General features: G+C 54.4%; 19 protein-coding genes. 15 read left to right on the top strand and 4 right to left on the bottom strand.

Annotated features, from left to right (window positions below; translation table 11 throughout):
- The first annotated feature begins 88 nt into the window (after nucleotides 1-88).
- The 7 genes from FFI61_RS12240 to FFI61_RS12210 all read left to right on the top strand — a co-directional run bounded on the left by FFI61_RS12240 (nucleotide 89) and on the right by FFI61_RS12210 (nucleotide 10476).
- On the top strand, nucleotides 89-1501 hold the full coding sequence (locus FFI61_RS12240) for a sigma-54 interaction domain-containing protein (RefSeq protein ID WP_200370926.1): 1413 nt from the start codon (nucleotides 89-91) through the stop codon (nucleotides 1499-1501).
- Between the two features lie 231 nt (nucleotides 1502-1732).
- The gene (locus tag FFI61_RS12235) at nucleotides 1733-2818 is read left to right on the top strand and encodes a TRAP transporter substrate-binding protein (RefSeq protein WP_200201536.1); all 1086 of its coding nucleotides are present in this window, start codon (nucleotides 1733-1735) and stop codon (nucleotides 2816-2818) included.
- A gap of 149 nt (nucleotides 2819-2967) precedes the next feature.
- Entirely contained in the window at nucleotides 2968-3513 is a 546-nt protein-coding gene (locus FFI61_RS12230) for a TRAP transporter small permease subunit (RefSeq protein WP_227714906.1), read from the top strand.
- A 17-nt stretch (nucleotides 3514-3530) separates the two neighbouring features.
- On the top strand, nucleotides 3531-4901 hold the full coding sequence (locus FFI61_RS12225; RefSeq protein WP_200201534.1) for a TRAP transporter large permease: 1371 nt from the start codon (nucleotides 3531-3533) through the stop codon (nucleotides 4899-4901).
- Nucleotides 4902-4963: 62 nt separating this feature from the next.
- Nucleotides 4964-5743: a 3-hydroxybutyrate dehydrogenase gene (locus FFI61_RS12220; protein ID WP_200201533.1), complete on the top strand. Its 780-nt coding sequence runs from the start codon at nucleotides 4964-4966 to the stop codon at nucleotides 5741-5743.
- Between the two features lie 16 nt (nucleotides 5744-5759).
- Complete coding sequence (locus tag FFI61_RS12215; RefSeq protein ID WP_200370745.1) at nucleotides 5760-7751, top strand: acetoacetate--CoA ligase; 1992 nt, start codon at nucleotides 5760-5762, stop codon at nucleotides 7749-7751.
- A 481-nt stretch (nucleotides 7752-8232) separates the two neighbouring features.
- A complete protein-coding gene (locus tag FFI61_RS12210; RefSeq protein ID WP_200201531.1) occupies nucleotides 8233-10476 on the top strand; it encodes an NADP-dependent isocitrate dehydrogenase in 2244 nt (747 codons plus the stop codon).
- Between the two features lie 80 nt (nucleotides 10477-10556).
- On the opposite strand, the gene ybaK is transcribed toward FFI61_RS12210, so the two are convergent.
- Entirely contained in the window at nucleotides 10557-11027 is a 471-nt protein-coding gene (ybaK, locus tag FFI61_RS12205) for a Cys-tRNA(Pro) deacylase (protein WP_200370740.1), read from the bottom strand.
- A gap of 193 nt (nucleotides 11028-11220) precedes the next feature.
- Here ybaK and FFI61_RS12200 point away from each other — a divergent pair, with 193 nt between their 5' ends.
- The gene (locus tag FFI61_RS12200) at nucleotides 11221-12507 is read left to right on the top strand and encodes a serine hydrolase domain-containing protein (protein ID WP_200370732.1); all 1287 of its coding nucleotides are present in this window, start codon (nucleotides 11221-11223) and stop codon (nucleotides 12505-12507) included.
- A 9-nt stretch (nucleotides 12508-12516) separates the two neighbouring features.
- On the opposite strand, the gene FFI61_RS12195 is transcribed toward FFI61_RS12200, so the two are convergent.
- Nucleotides 12517-12861, bottom strand: a complete 345-nt coding sequence (locus FFI61_RS12195; protein ID WP_200370731.1) for a hypothetical protein — start codon at nucleotides 12859-12861, stop codon at nucleotides 12517-12519.
- A gap of 195 nt (nucleotides 12862-13056) precedes the next feature.
- Here FFI61_RS12195 and FFI61_RS12185 point away from each other — a divergent pair, with 195 nt between their 5' ends.
- Nucleotides 13057-13314, top strand: a complete 258-nt coding sequence (locus FFI61_RS12185) for a hypothetical protein (protein ID WP_200370727.1) — start codon at nucleotides 13057-13059, stop codon at nucleotides 13312-13314.
- Here the strand turns inward: FFI61_RS12185 and FFI61_RS12180 are convergent.
- Nucleotides 13308-14387, bottom strand: coding sequence for a hypothetical protein (locus FFI61_RS12180; RefSeq protein ID WP_200201525.1), 1080 nt, complete (start codon nucleotides 14385-14387; stop codon nucleotides 13308-13310). The genes FFI61_RS12185 and FFI61_RS12180 overlap by 7 nt on opposite strands.
- A 95-nt stretch (nucleotides 14388-14482) precedes the next feature.
- Here FFI61_RS12180 and FFI61_RS12175 point away from each other — a divergent pair, with 95 nt between their 5' ends.
- The 3 genes from FFI61_RS12175 to FFI61_RS12165 are packed head-to-tail and all read left to right on the top strand — an operon-like array spanning nucleotide 14483 to nucleotide 18961.
- A complete protein-coding gene (locus tag FFI61_RS12175; RefSeq protein WP_200370923.1) occupies nucleotides 14483-17944 on the top strand; it encodes a response regulator in 3462 nt (1153 codons plus the stop codon).
- Nucleotides 17941-18492 carry a hypothetical protein gene (locus tag FFI61_RS12170; protein WP_200201524.1) on the top strand — a complete coding sequence of 184 codons (552 nt, stop codon included), beginning with the start codon at nucleotides 17941-17943 and terminating at the stop codon, nucleotides 18490-18492. Before FFI61_RS12175 ends, FFI61_RS12170 begins: the two co-directional genes overlap by 4 nt.
- A 55-nt stretch (nucleotides 18493-18547) precedes the next feature.
- A complete protein-coding gene (locus FFI61_RS12165; RefSeq protein WP_200201523.1) occupies nucleotides 18548-18961 on the top strand; it encodes a response regulator in 414 nt (137 codons plus the stop codon).
- Nucleotides 18962-18986: 25 nt separating this feature from the next.
- On the opposite strand, the gene FFI61_RS12160 is transcribed toward FFI61_RS12165, so the two are convergent.
- Nucleotides 18987-19259 carry a hypothetical protein gene (locus FFI61_RS12160; RefSeq protein ID WP_200201522.1) on the bottom strand — a complete coding sequence of 91 codons (273 nt, stop codon included), beginning with the start codon at nucleotides 19257-19259 and terminating at the stop codon, nucleotides 18987-18989.
- 442 nt (nucleotides 19260-19701) lie between these two features.
- Between FFI61_RS12160 and FFI61_RS12155 the strand changes: the two genes are divergently transcribed.
- The 3 genes from FFI61_RS12155 to queE all read left to right on the top strand — a co-directional run bounded on the left by FFI61_RS12155 (nucleotide 19702) and on the right by queE (nucleotide 21402).
- Nucleotides 19702-19941 carry a hypothetical protein gene (locus tag FFI61_RS12155; RefSeq protein ID WP_200201521.1) on the top strand — a complete coding sequence of 80 codons (240 nt, stop codon included), beginning with the start codon at nucleotides 19702-19704 and terminating at the stop codon, nucleotides 19939-19941.
- Between the two features lie 139 nt (nucleotides 19942-20080).
- A complete protein-coding gene (queC, locus tag FFI61_RS12150; RefSeq protein WP_200201520.1) occupies nucleotides 20081-20746 on the top strand; it encodes a 7-cyano-7-deazaguanine synthase QueC in 666 nt (221 codons plus the stop codon).
- Nucleotides 20746-21402, top strand: coding sequence for a 7-carboxy-7-deazaguanine synthase (gene queE / locus FFI61_RS12145; protein WP_200201519.1), 657 nt, complete (start codon nucleotides 20746-20748; stop codon nucleotides 21400-21402). Before queC ends, queE begins: the two co-directional genes overlap by 1 nt.
- Nucleotide 21403 lies beyond the last annotated feature (1 nt).

Below are 21403 nucleotides of genomic sequence, written 5' to 3'. Positions count from 1 at the left end.
GGGCCATATACTTCTGATGCAGCACCTCGCGCGGCTGGGTGCCAAGGCTTTTACTATGAATAATTCTGACTCCGGCGGTAAGCGCTACATGGCACAGTTGTTCGGAAGCAATAATAAAAACGGGCTAACCCGAGAGCTTATTGAAGCGCTTTTCCCTATGTTTGAGGAAGCCAGCGCGGGCGCTATCGCTGTAGATCGCGAGTCCCGGATTACCTGGATAAACAGCAGTTATTCACAGCTTCTTGGCCTTAAAGACCAGGCCGCCGCCATTGGCCGGCCAGTGCGCCAGGTTATTCCTGAAACCCGCATGCCTGAAGTCGTTGAAACCGGGAAGCCCCTGCTGCTGGATATCATGGAGTACCAGCAACAACAGTTGGTGGTTACCCGACTCCCCTACTACGACGAAGCGGGCGAGATAGAAGGCGCGGTCGCCTTCGTACTTTATGACGATCTGCAACCCTTAACGCCACTGGTGAGCAAGTACCGAAGCCTGCATAAGGATCTTGCGGCTGCACGTAAGGCATTGGCTAAAAAAGCCCGGAGTACCCGGTACAGTCTTGGGGATTTTGTTGGCGCAAGCCCGGGCGCACTTGAAGTAAAGCGCCGCGCGCGGCTGGCAGCGGGGCGCGAAATGGCCGTGCTTCTGCTGGGTGAAACCGGAACCGGTAAAGAAGTGTTGGCTCAAGCCATACATTCAGTTTCCAGACGTTCAGACAAAGCTTTTGTGGGTGTGAATGTGGCGGCTATCCCGGAGAACCTGCTGGAGGCCGAGTTCTTCGGCGTCGCTCCAGGCGCCTATACCGGCGCTGACCGGAAGATGCGTGAAGGCAAGTTCCAGCTAGCCAATGGTGGCACCCTGTTTCTGGACGAAGTGGGCGATATGCCCTTGCCGCTGCAGGCAAAACTTCTGCGAGTCCTTCAGGAGGGGGAGGTTGAGCCCCTGGGCTCCAACAAGGTTATCCCGGTCGATGTCCGGGTCATTGCAGCCACCAGCCGCAACCTCGAAGCCATGATTGCCGATGGCAGCTTTCGGTCGGATTTGTACTACCGGCTGAACGTACTGGAAATCCCCATACCCCCGCTACGGGACCGTTTGGCGGATCTTGGGCTGCTGTGTGAAACCCTGTTGTGGGAGGTCAGTGAAGGCCTGGATATGCGGGCCGAGATTGCCGATGCCGGCGTTGCTGCTTTGGCCAGTTATAACTGGCCAGGAAACATTCGAGAACTGCGCAATGTGCTTGAGCGAGCCCTGACCATGAGCGAAGAAGGTGGCGTGCTGGATGCAGATGCCATTTTCAAGGTTCTGCCCCGTAGCAGCGAGGGCAGTATCGCCCGGGCAGCCCCCCGACCTGTCAAGCTGCTGGCCGATATATTGGCCAAGGCAGAGGCGCAAGCGATTGAAGATGCACTGGTTGCAACCCGGGGTAACCGCACCAAGGCCGCCAAGCTACTGGGTATCTCCCGCTCAGTGCTTTACGAAAAACTCGCCAGACTGTCCTGACTTCCGGACATTCGTCCTGAATTCAGGACGGTTTTATGCGACCGTAGTTCAATAGTGTCCAAGTTCCCGGACGAATATACTGCCCCTTGTGCGACGATATTTTTTATATTGTTGATAATAATGAAAAAATCCTGATTGGCACAGTCTCTGCTCAGTCTGTCATTCAGGACGTCAGAACAACACAGAAAACAATGGCTGACGCCAGATACAACAACAAGAAGGATCAGTTATATGTCGATCAAGCAAAAGCTTTCGGGTTTGACCCTGGGTGTTACGGCGGCAGCGCTTATGACAGGCGCTATGGTAAGCAGCAACGCTTTGGCGGCGGAGAAAATTCGTTGGCAAGTGCCCCTGGCATTCCCCTCACATCTTATTGGGCTGACAACGCCCGTCAAACACCTTTCAGAAAACCTCAAAGCCATATCCGGTGGCGATATTCAGCTGCGTTACTACGAGCCAAATGAGTTGGTTCCACCCTTTGAAATCATGGATGCTGTAGGCGGTGGTAAATACCCCGCAGGCTATACCTGGGTTGGATACGACCAAGGCACTATCCCCGCCTTACCGCTGTATTCCGGTGCACCTTTCAACATGGAACCGCCCGCTTATCTGGCCTGGTATTACGAGGGCGACGGCCGTGCGTTGCTGGAAGAAATTTATGCCAAGCGCAACATCCACCCTATGCTATGCAGCATCATCGGCCCTGAAGGCGCAGGCTGGTTCGCCAATCCAATCAAAGGCGTGGAAGATTTTGATGGCCTGAAAATCCGCTTTGCCGGCATTGGTGGCAAGGTTCTGGAGAAGCTCGGGGCTTCCGTAACCATGGTTCCGGGCGGCGAAATCTATCAGGCGCTGGAGCGTAAGACGATTGATGCCACTGAGTTCTCTCAGCCGGCCATCGACAAGATGCTGGGCCTGGATCAAATCATCAAGAACTACATCATGCCCGGTTGGCACCAAACTCTGACCACCTCCCACTTGTTGGTGAACAAAGATGTTTGGGAGAAGCTGGAGCCACAGAGCCGCGCGCTCATCGAAATGGGTTGCGAATCTGCCACGCTTAAAGGCTTTGCTCAAAGCGAGTGGGCCCAGCCAACCGCACTGCGTGATTACGAGAAGGAAGGCGTAAACGCTCAGACGTTGCCAGAACCTGTACTGCGTGAACTGCAAAAGGTCACGAATGAGGTGCTGGATGAAATTGCTGCCAAAGATGAAATGTTTAATCGCGTGCTGACCAGCCAGCGTGATTTCATGAAGCATCACTCCATTTGGCACTCCAATGGCTACCTGCCACGGGATTTCTACAAGTACGACTGATCAACGGATGATATATCGCGGGTAACGGCTGGCCGTTACCCGCATCCTGCCCTGCATCCGAAAAATCCGAGGTTTTTGTGACTGATACCAATATCTCAGGAGATAAGCACGCCCAGGCATCCGGCACAGATTCGCTGCCAATCAATACGATGTCCTGGCACCTTGACCGGTTGGTTGTGGCTGTTGGCCGCTTCGCCTCCTGGTTATGGATTGCCGTGCTGATCGTAATTCTGATCAACGTATTCTCCCGCTATGTCTTGTCTCAGGGCTCCATTGCCCTTGCAGAGCTGTCCTGGCATCTGTTCGGAACAGCAACCATGCTCACACTGGGCTATGCCGTTGTGCGGGACGACCACGTTCGTGTTGATGTGCTGAAAGAGAAATTCAGTCCCAAAACCCAAGCCATTATCGAGCTTTTGGGAATTGTGCTGCTGGCGCTGCCCATCATTGCGCTGATGATCAGTGCTCTGGTGCCCTACGCCTGGACAGCATGGATTTACACAGAACATTCCCAGGCACCCAGCGGCTTGCCCTATCGGTTTATTTTCAAAAGCATGCTGCCTCTGGGGCTGGTGTTTGTGATGGTCGCGCTGGTATCCCGCGCCACACGTTGCACCACCTACCTGTTCCGTTTTCCCAGGGCTATTGAGCCTCCCTACGATGATCGGCGCTCCGTCGGCCATCCTAATCCCTGAACCGCGAGGCTAACGTCATGGGTGTAGAAGCGATTCTTGTTATCGCCATGTTCGCCAGCTTTATGGTGCTCTTGCTCTCGGGTTTCCCGGTTGCATGGTCACTGGCGGGTATAGGCCTGGTATTCGGTATTGTCGGCCACGTAATGGTCGAGTACCTGGATTCTCCCCTGTGGTTTACCTGGCAGGGAACCATTGGCGTTTTGGACGCCAGGATTTACGGCATAGTTGCCAACGAGTTGATGGTGGCGCTGCCCATGTTCATCTTCATGGGCATCATGCTTGACCGCTCAGGCATAGCCGAAAAGCTGATGCACAGTTTGGTGCGCGTGCTTGGCGGCTTGCGCGGTGGCTACGCGATTACAGTGGTACTGGTTGGCGTATTGCTTGCGGCATCTACCGGTATTGTTGGCGCTTCGGTGGTGCTGCTGGGCATGCTGTCTCTTGGCCCCATGATGCAGGCGAACTACAACAAGTCTCTGGCAGTGGGCACGGCGTGTTCGGTCGGTACCTTGGGCATTCTGGTGCCGCCAAGCATCATGTTGGTATTGATGGCCGATCGCCTCGGCACCTCGGAGGCTTCCGTAGGCAAGTTGTTTATGGGCGCGCTGATCCCGGGCGTTATGCTCGCCATGCTGTACATCCTTTACATCATCATCGCTTCCTATATCAAAAAGGACCTGGCTCCGGCGCCACCTAACCGGCAGCGTCTTGATATCCGGGCCTGGATTGGCGTGCTCTGGGCAATTTTGCCGCCCATGGCCCTGATTATTTCCGTGCTTGGCTCCATCTTCTTTGGCATAGCGACTACCACAGAAGCCTCTGCGGTGGGTGCCGGTGGCGCGCTCCTCATGGCCTTTGTGAGCAAACGCCTCGATATGGAGACTTTGAAGGAATCCCTTTACCAAACCAGTCGCACCTCGGCGTTCATCTTTGGCATTTTTATCGGTGCCACCGTGTTTGCCTCGGTACTGCGTGGGTTGGGCGGAGATGAAGTTATTGAAGGTGCAATCACCGGCTTGCCCTATGGCACCACAGGCGTATTGCTGACCGTGTTGCTTATCACCTTCCTGCTCGGGTTCTTTCTGGATTGGGTGGAGATCACCTTGATTGTGTTGCCGCTGGTCGCGCCCGTGCTGTTCAAAATGGGCGTGGAGCCGGTGTGGTTCGCCATCATGTTTGCCATGTGTTTGCAGACCTCGTTCCTGACACCGCCCGTAGGCTTCTCACTGTTTTACATCAAGGGAGTATGCCCGCCGGGTATTACCACCCGGGACATCTATTTGGGCGTGTTGCCGTTCATCATGCTGCAGCTTCTGGCTTTGGCACTGGTGTTCTGGTTCCAGCCGCTGGCGACATGGCTTCCAAATGAAGTGTACGGCGGCTCCTGACACGCACGTTTTGCGCAGGTTTTCACTAACAAAAATCGATTACTAACCAGGGGGCAAACACCATGCGTCTCGAAAACAATATCGCTCTTATCACTGGCGCAGCGCGAGGCATTGGGCGAGCAATCGCTGAACATTATGGCCGTGAAGGTGCCCGTGTAGCTGTGGCAGACCTTACGCTGGAAAGTGTACAAGACACCGTTAACGCCATAGAGAAAGCTGGTGGAACCGCCATGGCTCTGGCCATGGATGTAACCGATGAGGCCGCCGTGGACGAGGGCGTAGCGGCCATTGTAAAGGCCTGGGGTGGTCTGGACATTGCCGTGGCCAACGCCGGCATCCAGCACATAGACCCGGTTCATAAGCTGGCGTATGCGGACTGGCGCCGGGTAATGAACGTGCACCTTGATGGCGCATTTCTGGTTACCCGGGCGGCGCTGAAGCAAATGTACGCCAACGGGGGAGGTACTATGCTGTACATGGGCTCAGTGCACTCACTTGAGGCCTCGCCCTTGAAGGCACCTTATGTGGCGGCAAAACACGGTATGCTTGGATTATGCCGGGCCGTTGCCAAAGAGGGCGCTGAGCACGGAGTTCGCAGTAACATTATCTGCCCGGGCTTTGTAAGAACGCCACTGGTGGATAAACAGATACCGGAGCAAGCGAAAGAGCTGGGCATTTCCGAAGAGGAAGTCATCAGCAAGGTGATGCTAAAAAACACAGTAGATGGCAAATTCACCACGCAGGAAGATGTTTCCGAAATGGCGGTGCACTTGGCGGCCTTCCCTTCAGCCGCTCTTACAGGACAATCTATTGTAGTCAGCCACGGCTGGCACATGCAGTAAGCAACAGGAGCAACGGATGAGCGTTATTGAACAGTCCCCAATAGTCTGGTCCCCATCGGAAGGCGAGTTGACCAATACCCAAATGGGTCGCTTCAAAACCTGGCTGGAAGAGCAGGGCTATGGCCCTTTTGCTGATTACCACGCTTTGCACCAGTGGTCTGTTGATGACCTTGAAAGCTTCTGGGCAAAGGTTTGGGATTATTGTGGGCTGATCTGCGAAACATCGGCCAGCAAAGTGTTGGGTAAGCGGGATATGCCGGGTGCCGAGTGGTTCCCGGGTATGAAGCTGAACTTCGCGGCTAACCTGCTGCGCCATGCTGAGGGGGATCACGCCGATAAAGAAGCTGCGGTGGCTTATTGCGAGACGCGCCCTGTTCTGCGCCGTACCTATGGCGAATTGAAAGCCGATGTGGGTGCCCTGGAAGCCTTCCTGCGTAGCAAAGGCATCCAAAAAGGCGACCGCGTAGCCGGTGTGGTGACCAACGGTTATGAGGCGCTCGCCGGCATGCTGGCGGCAACCAGCCTGGGTGCTATCTGGAGCTCTGCTTCGCCTGATTTCGGTGTGGGAGCCATTCTGGATCGGTTTGGCCAAATTGAGCCTTCTGCACTGATTGTCGTGAACGGATACGGCTACGGCGGTAAGGTGCTGGCACGGCAAGAAGAGTTTGCACAGTTGATCGCCGGCCTGCCAACCCTGAAATGCGTGGTCAGTGTTCAACAGCTACCTGAAGCTGCACAAATTACGGGTGAACTGGTTACCACCTGGGATGAGGCCATTGCCTATGGCGCGGGCGAAACGCCTTCGTACACGCCAGTCGACCCGGATCACCCGGTATACATCCTGTATTCCTCTGGCACCACCGGTAAGCCCAAGTGCATAGTGCACGGCTCTGCAGGCCTGCTGGTGAATCACGCCAAAGAACTTATGCTGCACGGCGACGTAGGCCCGAAAGACCGGTTCCTCTACTTCACCACCTGCGGCTGGATGATGTGGAACTGGCAAGCCTCCGCCCTGCTAACCGGCGCATCGGTCATCACCGTAGATGGCTCACCGGGCTACCCCAACCTCAGCTTCCTTTGGGACACAGTAGCGCATGAGCGCGTAACCCACTTCGGCACCAGTGCAAGATTCATCGCCGGCTGTCGCAAAGCCGAAATGGCCCCGGCTGAAACTCTCGACCTGAGCAAACTGAGAGTCGTGTTCTCAACCGGTTCGCCCCTGCTCCCCGAGGACTATGATTGGGTATACAGCCAAGGCGCACCCAAAGCCCTGCTGGGCTCAATTGCCGGCGGCACCGACATCTGCGGTTGCTTTGTAGGCTCTACGCCCTTGCTGCCTGTGCGCCGTGGCGAAATCCAATGCCGCTTTCTGGGTATCGACGCAGTAGCCTACGGCGACGATGGCCAGCCCGTAGATCAGGGCCGAGGCGAGCTCGTGTGCCGCCAGCCCATGCCTTCCATGCCCGTCGCCTTCTGGGACGACGCCAAGGGCGAACGCTACCGCGAAGCCTACTTCGACACCTTCCCCGGCGTATGGGCTCACGGTGACTTCATAGAATTCACCGAACACGGCGGCGCCATCATCTACGGCCGCTCCGACGCCACCCTCAACCCCGGCGGCGTAAGAATCGGCACCGCCGAAATCTACCGCCAGGTAGAAACCGAAGCGGCCATAAAAGACAGCCTCGTGGTTGGCCGGCAAATCGATGGTGATGTAGAAGTCGTATTGCTCGTGGTACCCGCTGACGGCCAGGAAGTCACCAGCGATTTGCTGAAACAGCTAAAAGCCCGAATCCGCACAGGCGCCAGCCCACGCCACGTGCCCAAGCACATAGTGCAGGTGCCAGACATCCCCTACACCCGCAGTGGCAAAAAAGTAGAGCTGGCCGTAGCCCGCCTGATCAACGGCTCTACCAAAGCCGACAACCGCGATGCTCTGGGTAACCCCGAAGCACTGGACCAGATTCGCGAGCGGCTTGCGGAAGAGAACCTTTTGCCGAGTGGTTGACTGAATAGGTGAAGGGGTAAAACATCCGGGTCTCTATTTTTTGCGGTGTGACTCCGGTGCAGAGTTTTCACCCTATGGGTTGTTGGAGTTAACTGAAAAGTTTGTCGAGCGGTGGGTGTGCTTTCTCCTAAAACGGTGCGGAGCCATGGATGGCGGAGCCCAAGCGCCACATGGATGTGCCGCAAGGAGCGTGTTTTGGGAGAAAGCACACCCATCGCGATACTCCCAAGCCAGCAAAGCCAACACGCCAAAATGTTAGAAAGTTTCGTAAATTCCCCTCATTTGATCCCCCAGTTACCGAAGATCAAGGGTTTTTAGTCCGTTCTTATACTAAGATCGTAACCCGAGATTACAAAAAAATGCTATCTTAGTAGGTCTATCAAAAGTTTAAAAAAATCAGTCATAGCAAAGCTCAGTCGTTCACAAGACGCCTGATCCAGCTATGACCGTCCTGAACCCACCTATTAGCCTGAGGACGAAAATGAAATCATCCAAAGCAAAGATTATTTACACACTGACCGACGAGGCACCTGCCCTCGCAACACGGTCACTGCTACCGATTCTTGAGACCTACGCCAAGCCGGCTGGTATCGAATTTGGAACCAGCGACATCTCCCTCGCGGCGCGTATTCTGGCAACATTCCCGGACTACCTTGAGGAAGACCAGCGCGTTCCAGACGCACTGACAGAACTGGGCGAATACACCAAAGACCCAGACGCCAACATCATCAAACTGCCGAACATTTCTGCGTCCATTCCGCAGTTGCGTGCAGCTATCAAAGAATTGCAGGACCAGGGTTTCAAGGTTCCTGATTACAAAGAAAGCCCTGTAACCGACGAAGAAAAAGATGCGACCAAGCGTTACGCCAAAGTACTTGGCAGTGCCGTAAACCCGGTTCTGCGTGAAGGTAACTCTGATCGCCGTGCACCAGCAGCAGTTAAAGCATTTGCACGCAAATATCCCCACAGTATGGGCGAATGGAGCCCGGCTTCACGTACCCACGTGGCACACATGCGCGGGGGCGATTTTTACTCTAATGAGCAGTCCATAACCCTCGACAAGGCAACAAACGCCCGCATTGTGTTCGAGAACAAGAAGGGTGAGCAAACCGTCCTCAAGTCCGACCTGCCACTGCAGGAAGGTGAAGTGCTCGACGGCATGTTCATGAGCAAGAAAGCGCTGTGCAAATTCTTCGAAGACGTTATCGAAGACTGCGAAAAGACCGGCGTGATGTTCTCACTGCACGTGAAAGCCACCATGATGAAAATCTCTCACCCGATCGTGTTTGGTCACGCGGTGAAGATTTACTATAAAGAGCTTTTCGACAAATACGGCGAACTGTTTGACGAAATCGGCGTAAACCCGAACAACGGTCTGTCGTCTGTGCTTGAGAAAATCAAGCAGCTGCCAGAGTCCAAGCAGGAAGAAATTCAGGAAGCCCTGCACAAGACCTACGAGCACCGCCCGGAAATCGCCATGGTTGACTCCGTTAAGGGTGTTACCAACCTGCACGTACCGAGTGATGTGATTGTTGACGCCTCCATGCCGGCAATGATCCGTAACTCAGGCAAGATGTGGGCGCGCGATGGCAAGTTGAAAGACACCAAGGCTGTAATGCCTGAGTCTACCTATGCCACGATTTACCAGGAAATGATCAACTTCTGCAAAACCCATGGCGCGTTTGATCCCACTACCATGGGAACAGTGCCGAACGTAGGCTTGATGGCGCAGAAGGCTGAAGAATACGGCTCCCACGACAAGACGTTTGAAATAGAAGAAGACGGTATCGTGCGCATTCTGGCTGAAGACGGCACAGTGCTGACTGAGCACAATGTCGAAGAAGGCGATATCTGGCGTGCATGTCAAACCAAAGACCTGCCGATTCGCGACTGGGTCAAGCTGGCCGTTACCCGTGCCCGTGCGACTGGTATGCCAGCCGTGTTCTGGCTCGACGACGAGCGTCCTCATGATGCCGAGCTGATCAAGAAGGTGAATACTTACCTGCAGGATCACGACACCGAAGGGCTGCACATCCGCCTCGAGTCGCCTGTGCGTGCTATTCGCTGGACTATGGAACGCCTGATTCGTGGTCTTGATACCATCTCGGTAACCGGTAACGTACTGCGTGACTACCTGACCGACCTGTTCCCGATTCTGGAACTGGGCACCAGCGCCAAAATGCTTTCGATTGTCCCCCTGCTGAACGGTGGTGGCCTCTACGAAACCGGAGCTGGCGGATCTGCTCCCAAGCACGTGCAGCAGCTACTGCAGGAAGATCACCTGCGTTGGGATTCACTGGGCGAATTCCTGGCTATTGCTGTATCTCTGGACGAGTTGGGTGAGAAGCACGACAACAACCGTGCACGCCTGTTGGGCCAGACTCTCGACAAAGCTACCGAGCGCCTGCTGGAAAACAACCAGTCGCCTTCACGGGTAACGGGTGAGCTGGATAACCGTGGAAGCCATTTCCACCTGGCTCGCTACTGGGCAGAAGAGCTGGCATCTCAGGACAGCGACAAAGAACTGAAAGAGTTCTTCGCCAAGATGTCTGCACAGCTGGAAGAGAACAAGGACAAGATTCTGGAAGAAATGAGCGTTATCCAGGGTCATCCTGCCGATATCGGTGGCTACTACCACCCACCCAAAGAAAAGGTGGAGGCAGTTATGCAGCCGAGCGCAACCTTCAACAAGATTTTGAAGGATGCCCGTGCATCGGTTAAGTAACCCCTGACGGTATCCGGGCATCGTGCCCGGCCACCTGGAATGAAAACCCGGAAAGCCTTTAATCGGCTCTCCGGGTTTTTTTATGCCTGCTGCAGAGGCACCAGTTTCCCCCCGGTCAAGCTGGCCAGATCAGCCGGAGACAGCTCAATTTCCAGCCCGCGACGGCCTGCGCTAACGTAAACAGTGTCGAAACCTTCAGCGGAGGCATCAATAAAGGTTTTTAAACGGTTTTTCTGGCCCAGTGGGCTCACACCTCCCAGTACATAACCGGTGCGGCGCTGTACCTCTTGCGGGTCTGCCATGACAGCCTTTTTGCCACCGGCAGCCTTGGCAATCAGCTTCATGCTTAGCATGCCGGTAACCGGCACCACGCCTACCGCCAGTGTTTTGCCATCGACAGCAACCACCAGGGTTTTGAAAATACGCGCAGGATCAACCCCCAGCTTGTCTGCAGCCTCGTTGCCGTAGCTTGCACTGGCAGAATCGTGCTCGTACTCGTGGATAGTGTGAAAAATGCCGGCTTTGCTGGCTGCATCGATACCGGGTGTCATAGACTGCTCCAGAAACGGTTGGTTTGCCCCCTGATCAGCTGCCTATAATAACGTCTGAGCCGGCTCGAAATACATTCCGGATTGGATTCGGTGTACGCTTTGACGCACTGGTTGGCGGTTTTCAGCCAATGAACCCGGCAGCGACCACCGTGAAGATAGAATAAAAACAGCCACCACAATCAAGGCGTACCTGATGAACCCAATAGCCCGTCGTGCACTGCACAGTTGCAAGGTTCCCAAGGATTTATCTACCGTTACCCAGCGTGATACCGCAGGCGAAAGGCCGGAAGCAGTTGGCATAGATACCCGCACGGTAGACACTATCTGGAAAAGCGTAGAAGCTTTGTATCGCACCGGTGTCCACCCCGGTATCCAGATATCTGTGCGGCACCGTGGCGAACAGATCCTGCATCGAGCCATAGGGCATGCCAGCGGCAACGGCCCCCACGATACGGCTGGCACGCCTACAGTCGCCATGACCACAGACACACCCATTTGCTACTTTTCTGCCTCCAAGGCGGTTACCGCATTGCTGATGCACATGCTGGTTGAGCAGGGCCTGGTTAACCTGATGGACCCCGTGTCTTATTATTGCCCGGAGTTTGCCCAAAACGGCAAACGTACCATCACGGTGCATCAGATCCTGTCCCACAGGGGCGGCATTCCTTCCATTCCGAAAGAGACACCCATTGAGGTTCTGTGGGATCAGGAAGAGATCTGGCGCTTACTCTGTGAGTCCAGAGCCATTGCTGTAGACGGTGCCAAGGTTGCCTATCATGCAATCACCGGTGGCTATGTGCTGCAGCGGGTGCTCGAAAGGGTAACCGGCGACACCATTGAAAATTACCTGGACAAGCACATTCGCCAGCCCATGGGCATGAAATGGTTCACTTACGGAATTCAGCCAGAGAATTTGCATGAATTGGCCACCAACTACGCGACTGGCCCGACACCGCGTTTTCCCGTGTCCTGGATCGTAAACCGCGCACTTGGCGGCGATATCTCGACAGTAGAAGAAGTAACCAACAATCCCCTGTTTCAGGAAGCGGTAATCCCGGCGGGTAACCTGTGTGGCACCGCCGAAGAAATGGGCCGATTCTTCCAGATGATGCTCAATGGCGGTACCTGGAAGGGTAAACGTATTTGCAGCGAGATTACCGTTCGCCGCGCCATTCAGCAGTTTGGTTCATTGCAGATTGATCGCACCATGATGATACCCATGCGCTTCAGCGCAGGCATGATGCTGGGTGGTAACCCGGTTGGAATGTGGGGGCAACGCAGCCGGTACGCATTTGGCCATGTTGGCTTGATCAACAAGCTTTGCTGGGCTGATGCGGCGCGGGATATTTCCGTGAGTTTGCTGAACACCGGGTTTCCGATTGTGGGTCACCACATTCCCGCGCTCGGCAAGTTTGTCTATACCATTGCGCGGGAGTTTCCGCTGCGCCCGGAAAGTGAACGCCCGGCGGTGGCCGTTTAAAGCGGCCACTCACAGGGTTCTTAGTTGATCCTCAAGAATACCGAGTACGGATGAAAGTATGTCCCGGAAGTCTGTCAGCGTTTGCGTGCGCTGAATGACTTCTTCGCGGCTTTCATCCAGCCTTTCCAGTTTTGGTACAACACGGCGAATGCCTTCAGTGATCACCTCATAGGGATAGTGGTGGTCCTGAATGCTGAGCTTGTTTATCTCAGACACCTCCTGGCTGAAAATACTGATGATGTCGTACAGCATGTCCTTGTGGGCAATGTTGGAGGCTTCCCAGTAAGCGTCGTCCAGTAGCTCAAGCAAAGACAGATATTCCCTGAGGGTGTCGGCAACGGATGTCGGGTTCATAAACAATCCTGGTAGGGGTGAAATTGGTAATGGGAACTATAGCAGTGGATTCGTCGGGATTCTCTGGGCGCGAAGCTGCCGTCTGATATATTGCGTAGAAGTGAAACTCTATTCATTTTGTTGCACTTTGTTAGACAGTTGTGCAAACTACAGCCTGAAAAAGGAATCGCGGCAACTCAATGGATGAGAAACGCAATGGATAAGCCAGTAAATCACCACAAAGAAATCCCCCCCTCGCCCCGGCAGGTTCAGCTCGACCACCACGATAGTGTGCGTACTCACGTGCATCAACAAGTCTGCACCGAAGTGGAACGTTTGGAGCGCCGAATCGAAATTTTGCGACTGGCCAAAGCGCCCCATGTAGCCGTCATGATTTCAGCATACGAACGCATGATCGACCGCAAAAAGGGCTTTTTGCAGAATTGGCAGCTGGATGGTCAGCGTTACTACTGACGAGTATCGATTGTGACTATGTCGTATTCCAGCACCTGTTCGCCCTCTGTTTGATTGCCGCAGTTGTTTGGGGAATTTGAGGGCTTATCTTTCGATATAAACACCTTCACGCGTGACGTGTTGTATTGAAACACAGCCCTAACGCAATCTGGTTCTGTACCATTCACTGAAACACCGGAAGCTTCTGTAAGAATAAGGGTGTCTCTTTGCAGGGCAACGAATTCTTGCAGGAGTTCCACTTTTCCGCGGGAGCGGCCTTCAAAGCTCGTTGCTGAATATTCCGGCATGTTAAAACCGGTCGCACTGAAGGTTTCTTTGGCGTAACGGCCACTCCAGGAGGCGCTAGCAATTTCCGGGGTAGCACTGGTAGTCTGGGCTGGTGGAGTGGCGACGAACAGCATCGCCCGGAAAACCTTTCCCATATTAGCGTTGTAAGTCCAATCCAGCATTCGGTAGATCCAGGCGCGATCTTCCGGAGGGGTGTTTTCATCACTGTTGTATTCTGAGAAACGCGTCAGGACTTGATTTGCAGGAGTGTTGTAGGTTGCGGCCCGATTATCTCTGATGCTCGAGACCATGAGTCGCCGGCCTTCATTAAAATTATCCACCTGTCCGGAGCGAATTACTTCATTCATCAGGTCGACCGGATTGCGGGTACTGATGTAATCGGTGCCACTTTGGGTCGGGACAGTATTTAAAAAAGCGTCAAGGTGCTCGCGCAATTCAGCTGCTAAACCGTTGTCGTTTCCTGCAACTAGAGGTTCTACTCCCCGGTAAACATCACGGAAAACGGTATATTTCAACACGGGCTCAAGGCCTTCTCTGTCTTGAAGTGTGAATGTTGGGAGCGAGTAGTCCACGTTAGACGCAGGATTAATCCCTGTAGGCCCGGTATCCGCCATCTTGCACCCACTGATACCAAGAAGTGCGATGGAGATAGCAGTGAAAAAGCAGGAGTGTCTCATTTCAGAAGGCCCTGAGGTGCGAAAGCAGCCATAAACGGCTAAAGTAAATACCCGCGGGGCGGTCTGCCCCGATCCGACTGCTGACAATAAACTATAAAACAGGCTCATGCCCGCGCGGAGATCACATTTTGCAGCAACGGTGTAAACCGGCCTCATTCAAAGCAGTACAGTGGCTGCTTTTCGTGATATGCCTTGTCACGTCTATGGTTCTGGTGCCTGGCGTGGCGAGCGCTAATGAGTCGTGCCGCAATGGTCAGCTTGTTCTGGACAGGGGCACGGAAAGCCTCCGCGATTTTGGCGGCTGCATCCAGTATCTGGAGGATGCCGGCCAGCTTTATCTTTTGCCTGACATCCTTGCCATGGCGCCCGAGCGGTTTACCCGGCACGAAAGCGGCGTGCTGAATTTTGGCTATACCGAATCGGCTTACTGGATTCGCTTTGATGTGCGTGCGGATCCCGGAGTGGCCAGTAAAGAATGGATTCTGGAGTTGGCTCTGCCGCTGGTAGATGAAGTTGCCTTGTATATGGTGCGCGACGGTGAGCTTATCGATCAGCGCAAGGCTGGCTATCATGATAATTGGGCAGAGCGTGATCTGGCAGTGCCCAACCCCACGTTCCGGTTGGATCTGGAGCCGGGTAGCGTTTCATCTGTGTACCTGCGCATTATCAATACCAACACCTTCCGTCTGCCCATCAGCCTCTGGAGCCCGGACAGCTACATTGAAAAGGTGTCGGTAGACGAAATTATCCGGGGTGCCCTGCTGGGCAGCTTGCTTGCCATTCTGGCTTACAACTTGTTTGTTGCGGTTTCCGTTCGTGAGCGCAGTAACATCTACTATGTGCTCTATCTGGTGTCTGCTGGCGTGTTTATCGCCACCGAGCAGGTACATGGAATCCAGCTTCTGGACAGCCGCCCTGCGTTGTTCAACAAGGAGTATCTGCATCTACAGATCATCATGACCTGGTTCTGGGGCCTGTTGATGGCCCGGGCACTCCTTGAAACCCGCACCCGGTCTTTGGATCTGGACCGGGTTTTGATCATGTGCCGTCACTCGGTGCTTCTTACCTTTGTTCTGTCGCTCTTTGTGCCTTACCACATTGCCATGGAATGGATTGTTATCGGCTCGATGATACTTTGCCTGATTTTGATCGTGGTGAGCTATTTGTCCTGGCGCTATTACAACCCAGCGGCCCGCTCCTATTTTTTCGCATGGACTCTTGCCCTCGTTGGTTTTGGTATATACGGAATGACGGTTATGGGCTACCTGCCGCTCAATACGTTCACAGGCTATGCACCCCAGATAGGGCTAACTGCGCAGATTATTCTGTTTTCTTTTGCCCTGGCAGATCGCATCAAACAGGTTCAGGGCCAGGCGCTGAGCTGGAGCCGCCGGGCGCTGTCTAACCTGCAGCGATACCAGTCACTGTTTGATAATGCCATTGAGGGCGTTTTTCAGATGTCGGCCGAACGCCAATTTGTAACAGCTAACCCGGCTATGGCGAGCTTGATGGGTTTTGGTAGCAGCCAGGAGTTACTGGAAGCTAACCCCGATGTGTTGGACGCATGCATAGCCGATGACCGGCTGCGGGAGCTAGTGGTTGAGCAATTGCAAGCGCGGGGCACGGTAAAAGGCGTTGAGGCCCGCTATCTGACCCGCTCAGGGGAAGAGCGCTGGGCCATTATCTCGCTCCACACGGCTTACGATGCCAACGGTGAACCTACCCATCTGGAAGGCACCTGTGTTGATTCCACAGAAAGCCACAGGCGTCAGCGTATTGAACGTGAGCGTGAACAGGAGCGGCTCGAAAAAGAACTGGCCCGCAACTCAGCCGAGGCCAAGAGCCAGTTCCTGGCCAATATGAGCCACGAGATTCGCACGCCGCTGGCGGCCATTATTGGTTACGGTGAAACCCTCATGGATCCGGACCTTGATGAGCAGGAAAAGCGCAGCAGCGCGGAGACCGTTGTACGTAGTGGGCGGCACTTGCTGGAGCTGGTGAACGATATTCTCGACCACTCCAAAATCGATGCCAATAAGCTGGACGTTGATGTGGTTTCGGTAAACCTGCCAGAGCTTCTGGAAGAAATTCGCGCATTTTTTGCACCGCGGGCTCGGGAAAAAGGTCTGGACTTCAACATAATTTGCGAATTTCCCCTGCCTGAACAAATCCAGACAGACCCAACACGCTTGCGGCAAATTATTATTAATTTGTGTGGAAATGCGCTGAAATTTACGGAAAAAGGATCGATCTCCCTGGCCGTACGGTGTGAGCGCCAGGCTGAGATTCTGGTTGCCCGCATAGTGGATACCGGGATTGGCATGAAGCCAGAACAGATAGGCCGGTTGTTCGATCCTTTTGCTCAGGGCAGCGCAGCGATATCCCGGCAGTATGGTGGAACCGGTCTTGGCCTGAGTATCTCGCGCAGGCTGGCGGAAATGCTTGGTGGCAGTATCCGTGTCAGCAGTACATACGGTGAAGGCAGTGAGTTCGAGTTGTCCATTCGCACCGGTTCTCTGGAGCATGCTCACTTTCTGCGGGATGCTTCTGAACTGAGCCAGCGCCGCCGAAGTATCCCGATGACCGTGGCACCGCGTCTTTCCGGGCGTATACTCTGTGCCGAAGATAATGATGTGAATCGACGTCTGGTGTCGTTGCTGGTGGGCCGAACCGGAGCTGAAATGGTGCACGTTGGCAACGGTGCAGAAGCGCTTGAAATGGCCATTCGGGAACCGTTTGACCTGATACTGATGGACATTCAGATGCCGGTGATGAACGGCCGGGACGCTACCGTGGCGCTGCGGGAGGCGGGAGTGAATACTCCGGTGATTGCGTTAACCGCAAATGTCATGACCGAAGACATCGCCGATTACCGGTTGGCGGGCTGCAATGAGCACCTGGCCAAACCCATCGACAAGCAGCGTTTTTATGAGGTTTTGGCGCGCTACCTTGAGGTTGAAGCGGGTAGCTCCGTGGTGCCCGCTCCGCAACATTGCGGCAGGGTGCTGGTAGCAGAAGATAATGCCGACAACCGGCAGTTGGTAGAGCGAATGCTTACCCGCCTGGGCCTTGAGGTTGTCTCTGTTGCGACAGGTGATGAAGCCGTGCGCAAGGCACTTTCAGATACAGTGCAGCTGGTGCTTATGGACAGGCACATGCCAGAAATGGATGGCGTTGAGGCAACCCAACTGCTCAGGCAGGCAGGTTTCCGGCGACCGATTATTGCATTCACGGCGGGCGATCAGCAGGAAACCGACGCGCTGCGTGAAGCAGGTTGCGACGGAGTGCTCGAGAAGCCGATAGACGAACATCGACTGCAAGCGTTGCTGGCTCGTTTTCTGGATTCCGGTCCCGCCGAGCTGGAAGAAGATGAGGCCATGCGCCGCTTGGTAGCCAGATTCCTGTCGGGGCTGGTCACACGCCAGCAGCGAATGAAGCAGGCAATGGCAGACCGTGACCGGGAAGTACTCCAGACTGAAACACACCAGATAAAAGGGTCTGCTGGCACCATGGGCTACCCGGAAATGACCCTTCAGGCAGGCATTGTAGAAGCACTTGTGAAGGAAACGGCCCCCCAGTGGAGTCAGATACAAAGCGAGTTTGCGATACTGAATGACATGATCGAGCGTGAACTAACCCAGAACGAAACAGGAACGGATCAATGAGTGAGCGCCAGTTACACCGTGAACAGCAGTCCATGAGCATGATGTACGGCACCTATGCCGACGTACTGTTCGTGCTTTTCCCGTTTCTTGTTATTGGCATGCAGCGCCTATGGGACGGGCGCCTCTACGAGATGCTGATGCATGCAGACCTGAGTATAGCGGCGGCCATTCTTGCCGGGTTGGCCATAGGCAAATTCGTATTGGGGTTGGTAATAAATCGGGATCTTGGCCGTTACAAGGAGCGTATTGTATTCTTTATCGCTCTGACGCTGTTTGTAGTGCTAGGGCCGGCCATCATCCTTATACTGAGCATTATTAGTGGCGCTGAAGTGCCGGGGTATGTGGCGTTTGTGCAGCCGATTCTGCTCATTCTTGCTATATCGCTCTATTCCACCGCCGTGGCAATCAGCAATATTCTGACCCGTGATGGTGATCAGGATGCCTACAGCCCGCGCGCTGAGGGGCATGTAGCAGATGCCGGTAACCCGGCCAGAGCAACACATGCGCCTCTGGACCTTCCCCGGCATACCGGCGCCGATTCGTGGTAATCATCGGGATACACGAAACCCGGACAACCTGCGCCCGACGAAAAAGGAGATAGTAATGGATAAGCTGACGGTACTGGTTGTGGAAGATGAGCCGGTAATGCGCGAACGGTTGGTGGATATGCTCTACAAGGCAGGCGCTACAGATGTAACGGATTGCGAAAACGTAGCAGCGGGCCGCAAGGCGTTTGACGATGGTAAGTTCAATATTATCCTTCTGGATCTTGGCTTACCGGATGGAGACGGACACGAACTGATGAAAGAGTTCAAAAAAGCACGGGATGGCCAGCATATTGTTCTGGTTACAGCAGATGACTCCATCGACAGTATTCAGCGGGCAATCAGTGCCGGCGCCAATGGTTATGTGGTGAAGCCTTACTCGCAGGAAAAGATACTCGATGTGATTAATAACTACGCGGTGGTGCATGGCCCTGATACGGCTGTTATGAATGGTTTGAACCGGCGCCATTGACCGGCTCAAACCATGTGCTGTCGCGTTATGCCACCTGACGCGCAATCCAGGAGTTGTGGCGGGTAGCCAGCGCGCGAACGTAGCGTGCTTCCGCACTGCCCAGGCTGGCAAGCACGCCGTTAAAGATCCACCCCCGCTCGTAAACGCCAAGTACCCTCTGCTCGTCATCCAGATTCACGCGCTGGTTCAGCTTTTTGCAGATAGCATCCAGCAGCGGTAGCTGTTCCGGGCGACGAATAGCCCCTGCCCGGTTATTGATAGGCTGGTTAGCGGCACGCGTTGTGTGTTGTCTTTTCATGGTGATCTCCTTGTCGTTGTTCGACAGCAAAAACAAAACCCCGGAGCCGAGGGCAACCGGGGTTTGCTGGAGATGCTGCCCCGGTCGCTTGAAAGGCTCCCGGGAACTGACCGAAAGCCGTTAGATAACTTCTACCATCGCACGCACACAGTGGCCTTTACGGCATTCTGCTGCGGCATTTATCAAGAGCTGTGGAATCATTTGGATCATAACGGGCGTTTCTGGTGTATTTGATCCGATAGTGTATCCGTTAAGCCGGTGTTTGCAATAGTCCGAGAGCTGCGGCAAACCCCTACAGACGCGGGTAAGGAACGCGCAGTTTTTGGTAGTGGAAAGTCCGTAGCCACTAACTCGTACAGATGTTCGGGGCAGTTTGGGGGATAATTTGCACACTAGCCAATCACCCATACTGATAGATACCCAGAGGTTGAAACCTAAGAAAATGTCCGACGAATCCGGATCTGCCCGTAACAAGTTCCGTTTCCATTTTGTCGTAGAAATTATTTTGATCGCCGCGCTGGCCATGTACATGGTGCTGGCAAAAGAACAGGTTGTTGGTGATGATTTGGCCTTCACCGTTATTGGTGCAGGGCTGATGGCGCTGGTTACATACTGGACGCTATCCACTTTGAGAGGTGGTCTGGAAGTGATCGCTCTCAAAATGAGTGCGCTCAAGCACTAACGTAGAAACCAGCTCCAGGTCTTGGCACCTTCGCCCGTTTTATACGGGCGTAAACCCTTCCTACCTTTGCACTGCTACAATACCGCCTCGTGATTACCCGGTCTTTACAGAACCCTTTACCCGCTTGCCAGGAGCCTGCATGACTGACACCGTGGTTGTTATCTATTCCGGAGGCATGGACTCCTTCACTTTGCTCCACCGCGCGCGCGCGCAAGGGCTGAAGGTTCACGCTTTATCGTTCAACTACGGCCAGCGCCATGTGCGTGAACTGGATGTTGCCCGTTCGGTGTGTGCCACCCTGGATATACCCCACAAGGTTATAGATATTCGTGCCATGAGCGAGGTTATGTCTGGCTCTGCGCTTACCTCCGGTGGTGACATACCCGAGGGCGATTATGACGAAGACAACATGAAGGCCACTGTGGTGCCAAACCGGAATATGATCCTGCTCTCGCTGGCTACAGGCTATGCGGTGACGGTGAACGCCGGTGCGGTTTGGTATGGCGCCCATGGTGGAGATCATGCAATCTATCCTGACTGCCGGCCCGAATTTGTAGAAAAGATGGACGCTGTATGCCGGGTTGCCAACTATGAGCCCGTTGGCATTGAGGCGCCCTTCATGCACATGACCAAGGGCGATATTCTGGCTGAAGGCCTTAAGCTTGGGCTCGACTACGCTCACACCTGGACCTGTTATAACGGCCGGGAAAAGGCTTGCGGGCTTTGTGGGTCTTGCGTAGAGCGACTTGAGGCGTTTGCAGAGAATGGTCTTTCAGACCCGCTGGCCTATGAGGCAGGTCGCTAATGTACAAAGTAAAAGAAGCTTTTTACACCTTGCAGGGTGAGGGCGCCCAAGCCGGTCGCGCTGCGGTGTTCTGTCGTTTCAGCAAGTGCAACCTGTGGACTGGTCGGGAAAAAGACCGGGCGGCGGCCGTATGTAATTTTTGCGATACAGACTTTGTAGGCACCGATGGCCAGAATGGTGGTGTTTTTGAGACAGCAGAAGCTCTGGCAGATCATATTCTCGGCTTGTGGCCGGATGCGCCGGGTGCGCCCTACGTAGTGTGTACCGGTGGCGAGCCATTGCTGCAGTTGGACGAACCGTTGATCGAGGCCTTTCACAAGGTGGGCTTTGAAGTGGGTGTGGAAACCAACGGTACCTTGCCTGCACCCGCCGGGATTGACTGGTTGTGTGTGAGCCCCAAGGCAGACGCGCCGGTGGTGATTGAAGCCTGTGATGAGTTGAAGCTGGTGTACCCTCAGCCTGAAGCCATGCCGGAACGGTTTGTTCACTTCAACGCCCGGCATTTATTCCTGTCGCCAATGGCCTCGCCATCGGCGCCCGACGGCAGTACAGACCCGATCAAGCAGAGCAATACCCGCAAAGCGACGGATTATTGCCTGGCCAACCCCCGCTGGCGTCTGACCTTACAAATGCACAAAATTATCGGCATTGACTGAT

Source organism: Marinobacter sp. DY40_1A1 (genome assembly GCF_016597815.1).
GTDB classification, from domain to species: domain Bacteria; phylum Pseudomonadota; class Gammaproteobacteria; order Pseudomonadales; family Oleiphilaceae; genus Marinobacter; species Marinobacter xiaoshiensis.
The sequence above is the reverse complement of the archived record's forward strand: the minus strand, read 5'-3'. Positions and strand labels throughout refer to the sequence as shown.

What these genes read in the sequence shown, in the direction of transcription:
- FFI61_RS12195 (WP_200370731.1), bottom strand. Translation starts at nt 12,861, where the DNA reads ATGAACCCGACATCCGTTGCCGACACCCTCAGGGAATATCTGTCTTTG.
- FFI61_RS12200 (WP_200370732.1), top strand. Translation starts at nt 11,221, where the DNA reads ATGAACCCAATAGCCCGTCGTGCACTGCACAGTTGCAAGGTTCCCAAG.
- FFI61_RS12160 (WP_200201522.1), bottom strand. Translation starts at nt 19,259, where the DNA reads ATGAAAAGACAACACACAACGCGTGCCGCTAACCAGCCTATCAATAAC.
- ybaK (WP_200370740.1), bottom strand. Translation starts at nt 11,027, where the DNA reads ATGACACCCGGTATCGATGCAGCCAGCAAAGCCGGCATTTTTCACACT.
- FFI61_RS12170 (WP_200201524.1), top strand. Translation starts at nt 17,941, where the DNA reads ATGAGTGAGCGCCAGTTACACCGTGAACAGCAGTCCATGAGCATGATG.
- FFI61_RS12225 (WP_200201534.1), top strand. Translation starts at nt 3,531, where the DNA reads ATGGGTGTAGAAGCGATTCTTGTTATCGCCATGTTCGCCAGCTTTATG.
- FFI61_RS12220 (WP_200201533.1), top strand. Translation starts at nt 4,964, where the DNA reads ATGCGTCTCGAAAACAATATCGCTCTTATCACTGGCGCAGCGCGAGGC.
- FFI61_RS12155 (WP_200201521.1), top strand. Translation starts at nt 19,702, where the DNA reads ATGTCCGACGAATCCGGATCTGCCCGTAACAAGTTCCGTTTCCATTTT.
- FFI61_RS12175 (WP_200370923.1), top strand. Translation starts at nt 14,483, where the DNA reads ATGGTTCTGGTGCCTGGCGTGGCGAGCGCTAATGAGTCGTGCCGCAAT.
- FFI61_RS12235 (WP_200201536.1), top strand. Translation starts at nt 1,733, where the DNA reads ATGTCGATCAAGCAAAAGCTTTCGGGTTTGACCCTGGGTGTTACGGCG.
- FFI61_RS12180 (WP_200201525.1), bottom strand. Translation starts at nt 14,387, where the DNA reads ATGAGCCTGTTTTATAGTTTATTGTCAGCAGTCGGATCGGGGCAGACC.
- queE (WP_200201519.1), top strand. Translation starts at nt 20,746, where the DNA reads ATGTACAAAGTAAAAGAAGCTTTTTACACCTTGCAGGGTGAGGGCGCC.
- FFI61_RS12210 (WP_200201531.1), top strand. Translation starts at nt 8,233, where the DNA reads ATGAAATCATCCAAAGCAAAGATTATTTACACACTGACCGACGAGGCA.
- FFI61_RS12185 (WP_200370727.1), top strand. Translation starts at nt 13,057, where the DNA reads ATGGATAAGCCAGTAAATCACCACAAAGAAATCCCCCCCTCGCCCCGG.
- FFI61_RS12215 (WP_200370745.1), top strand. Translation starts at nt 5,760, where the DNA reads ATGAGCGTTATTGAACAGTCCCCAATAGTCTGGTCCCCATCGGAAGGC.
- queC (WP_200201520.1), top strand. Translation starts at nt 20,081, where the DNA reads ATGACTGACACCGTGGTTGTTATCTATTCCGGAGGCATGGACTCCTTC.
- FFI61_RS12230 (WP_227714906.1), top strand. Translation starts at nt 2,968, where the DNA reads ATGTCCTGGCACCTTGACCGGTTGGTTGTGGCTGTTGGCCGCTTCGCC.
- FFI61_RS12165 (WP_200201523.1), top strand. Translation starts at nt 18,548, where the DNA reads ATGGATAAGCTGACGGTACTGGTTGTGGAAGATGAGCCGGTAATGCGC.
- FFI61_RS12240 (WP_200370926.1), top strand. Translation starts at nt 89, where the DNA reads ATGGCACAGTTGTTCGGAAGCAATAATAAAAACGGGCTAACCCGAGAG.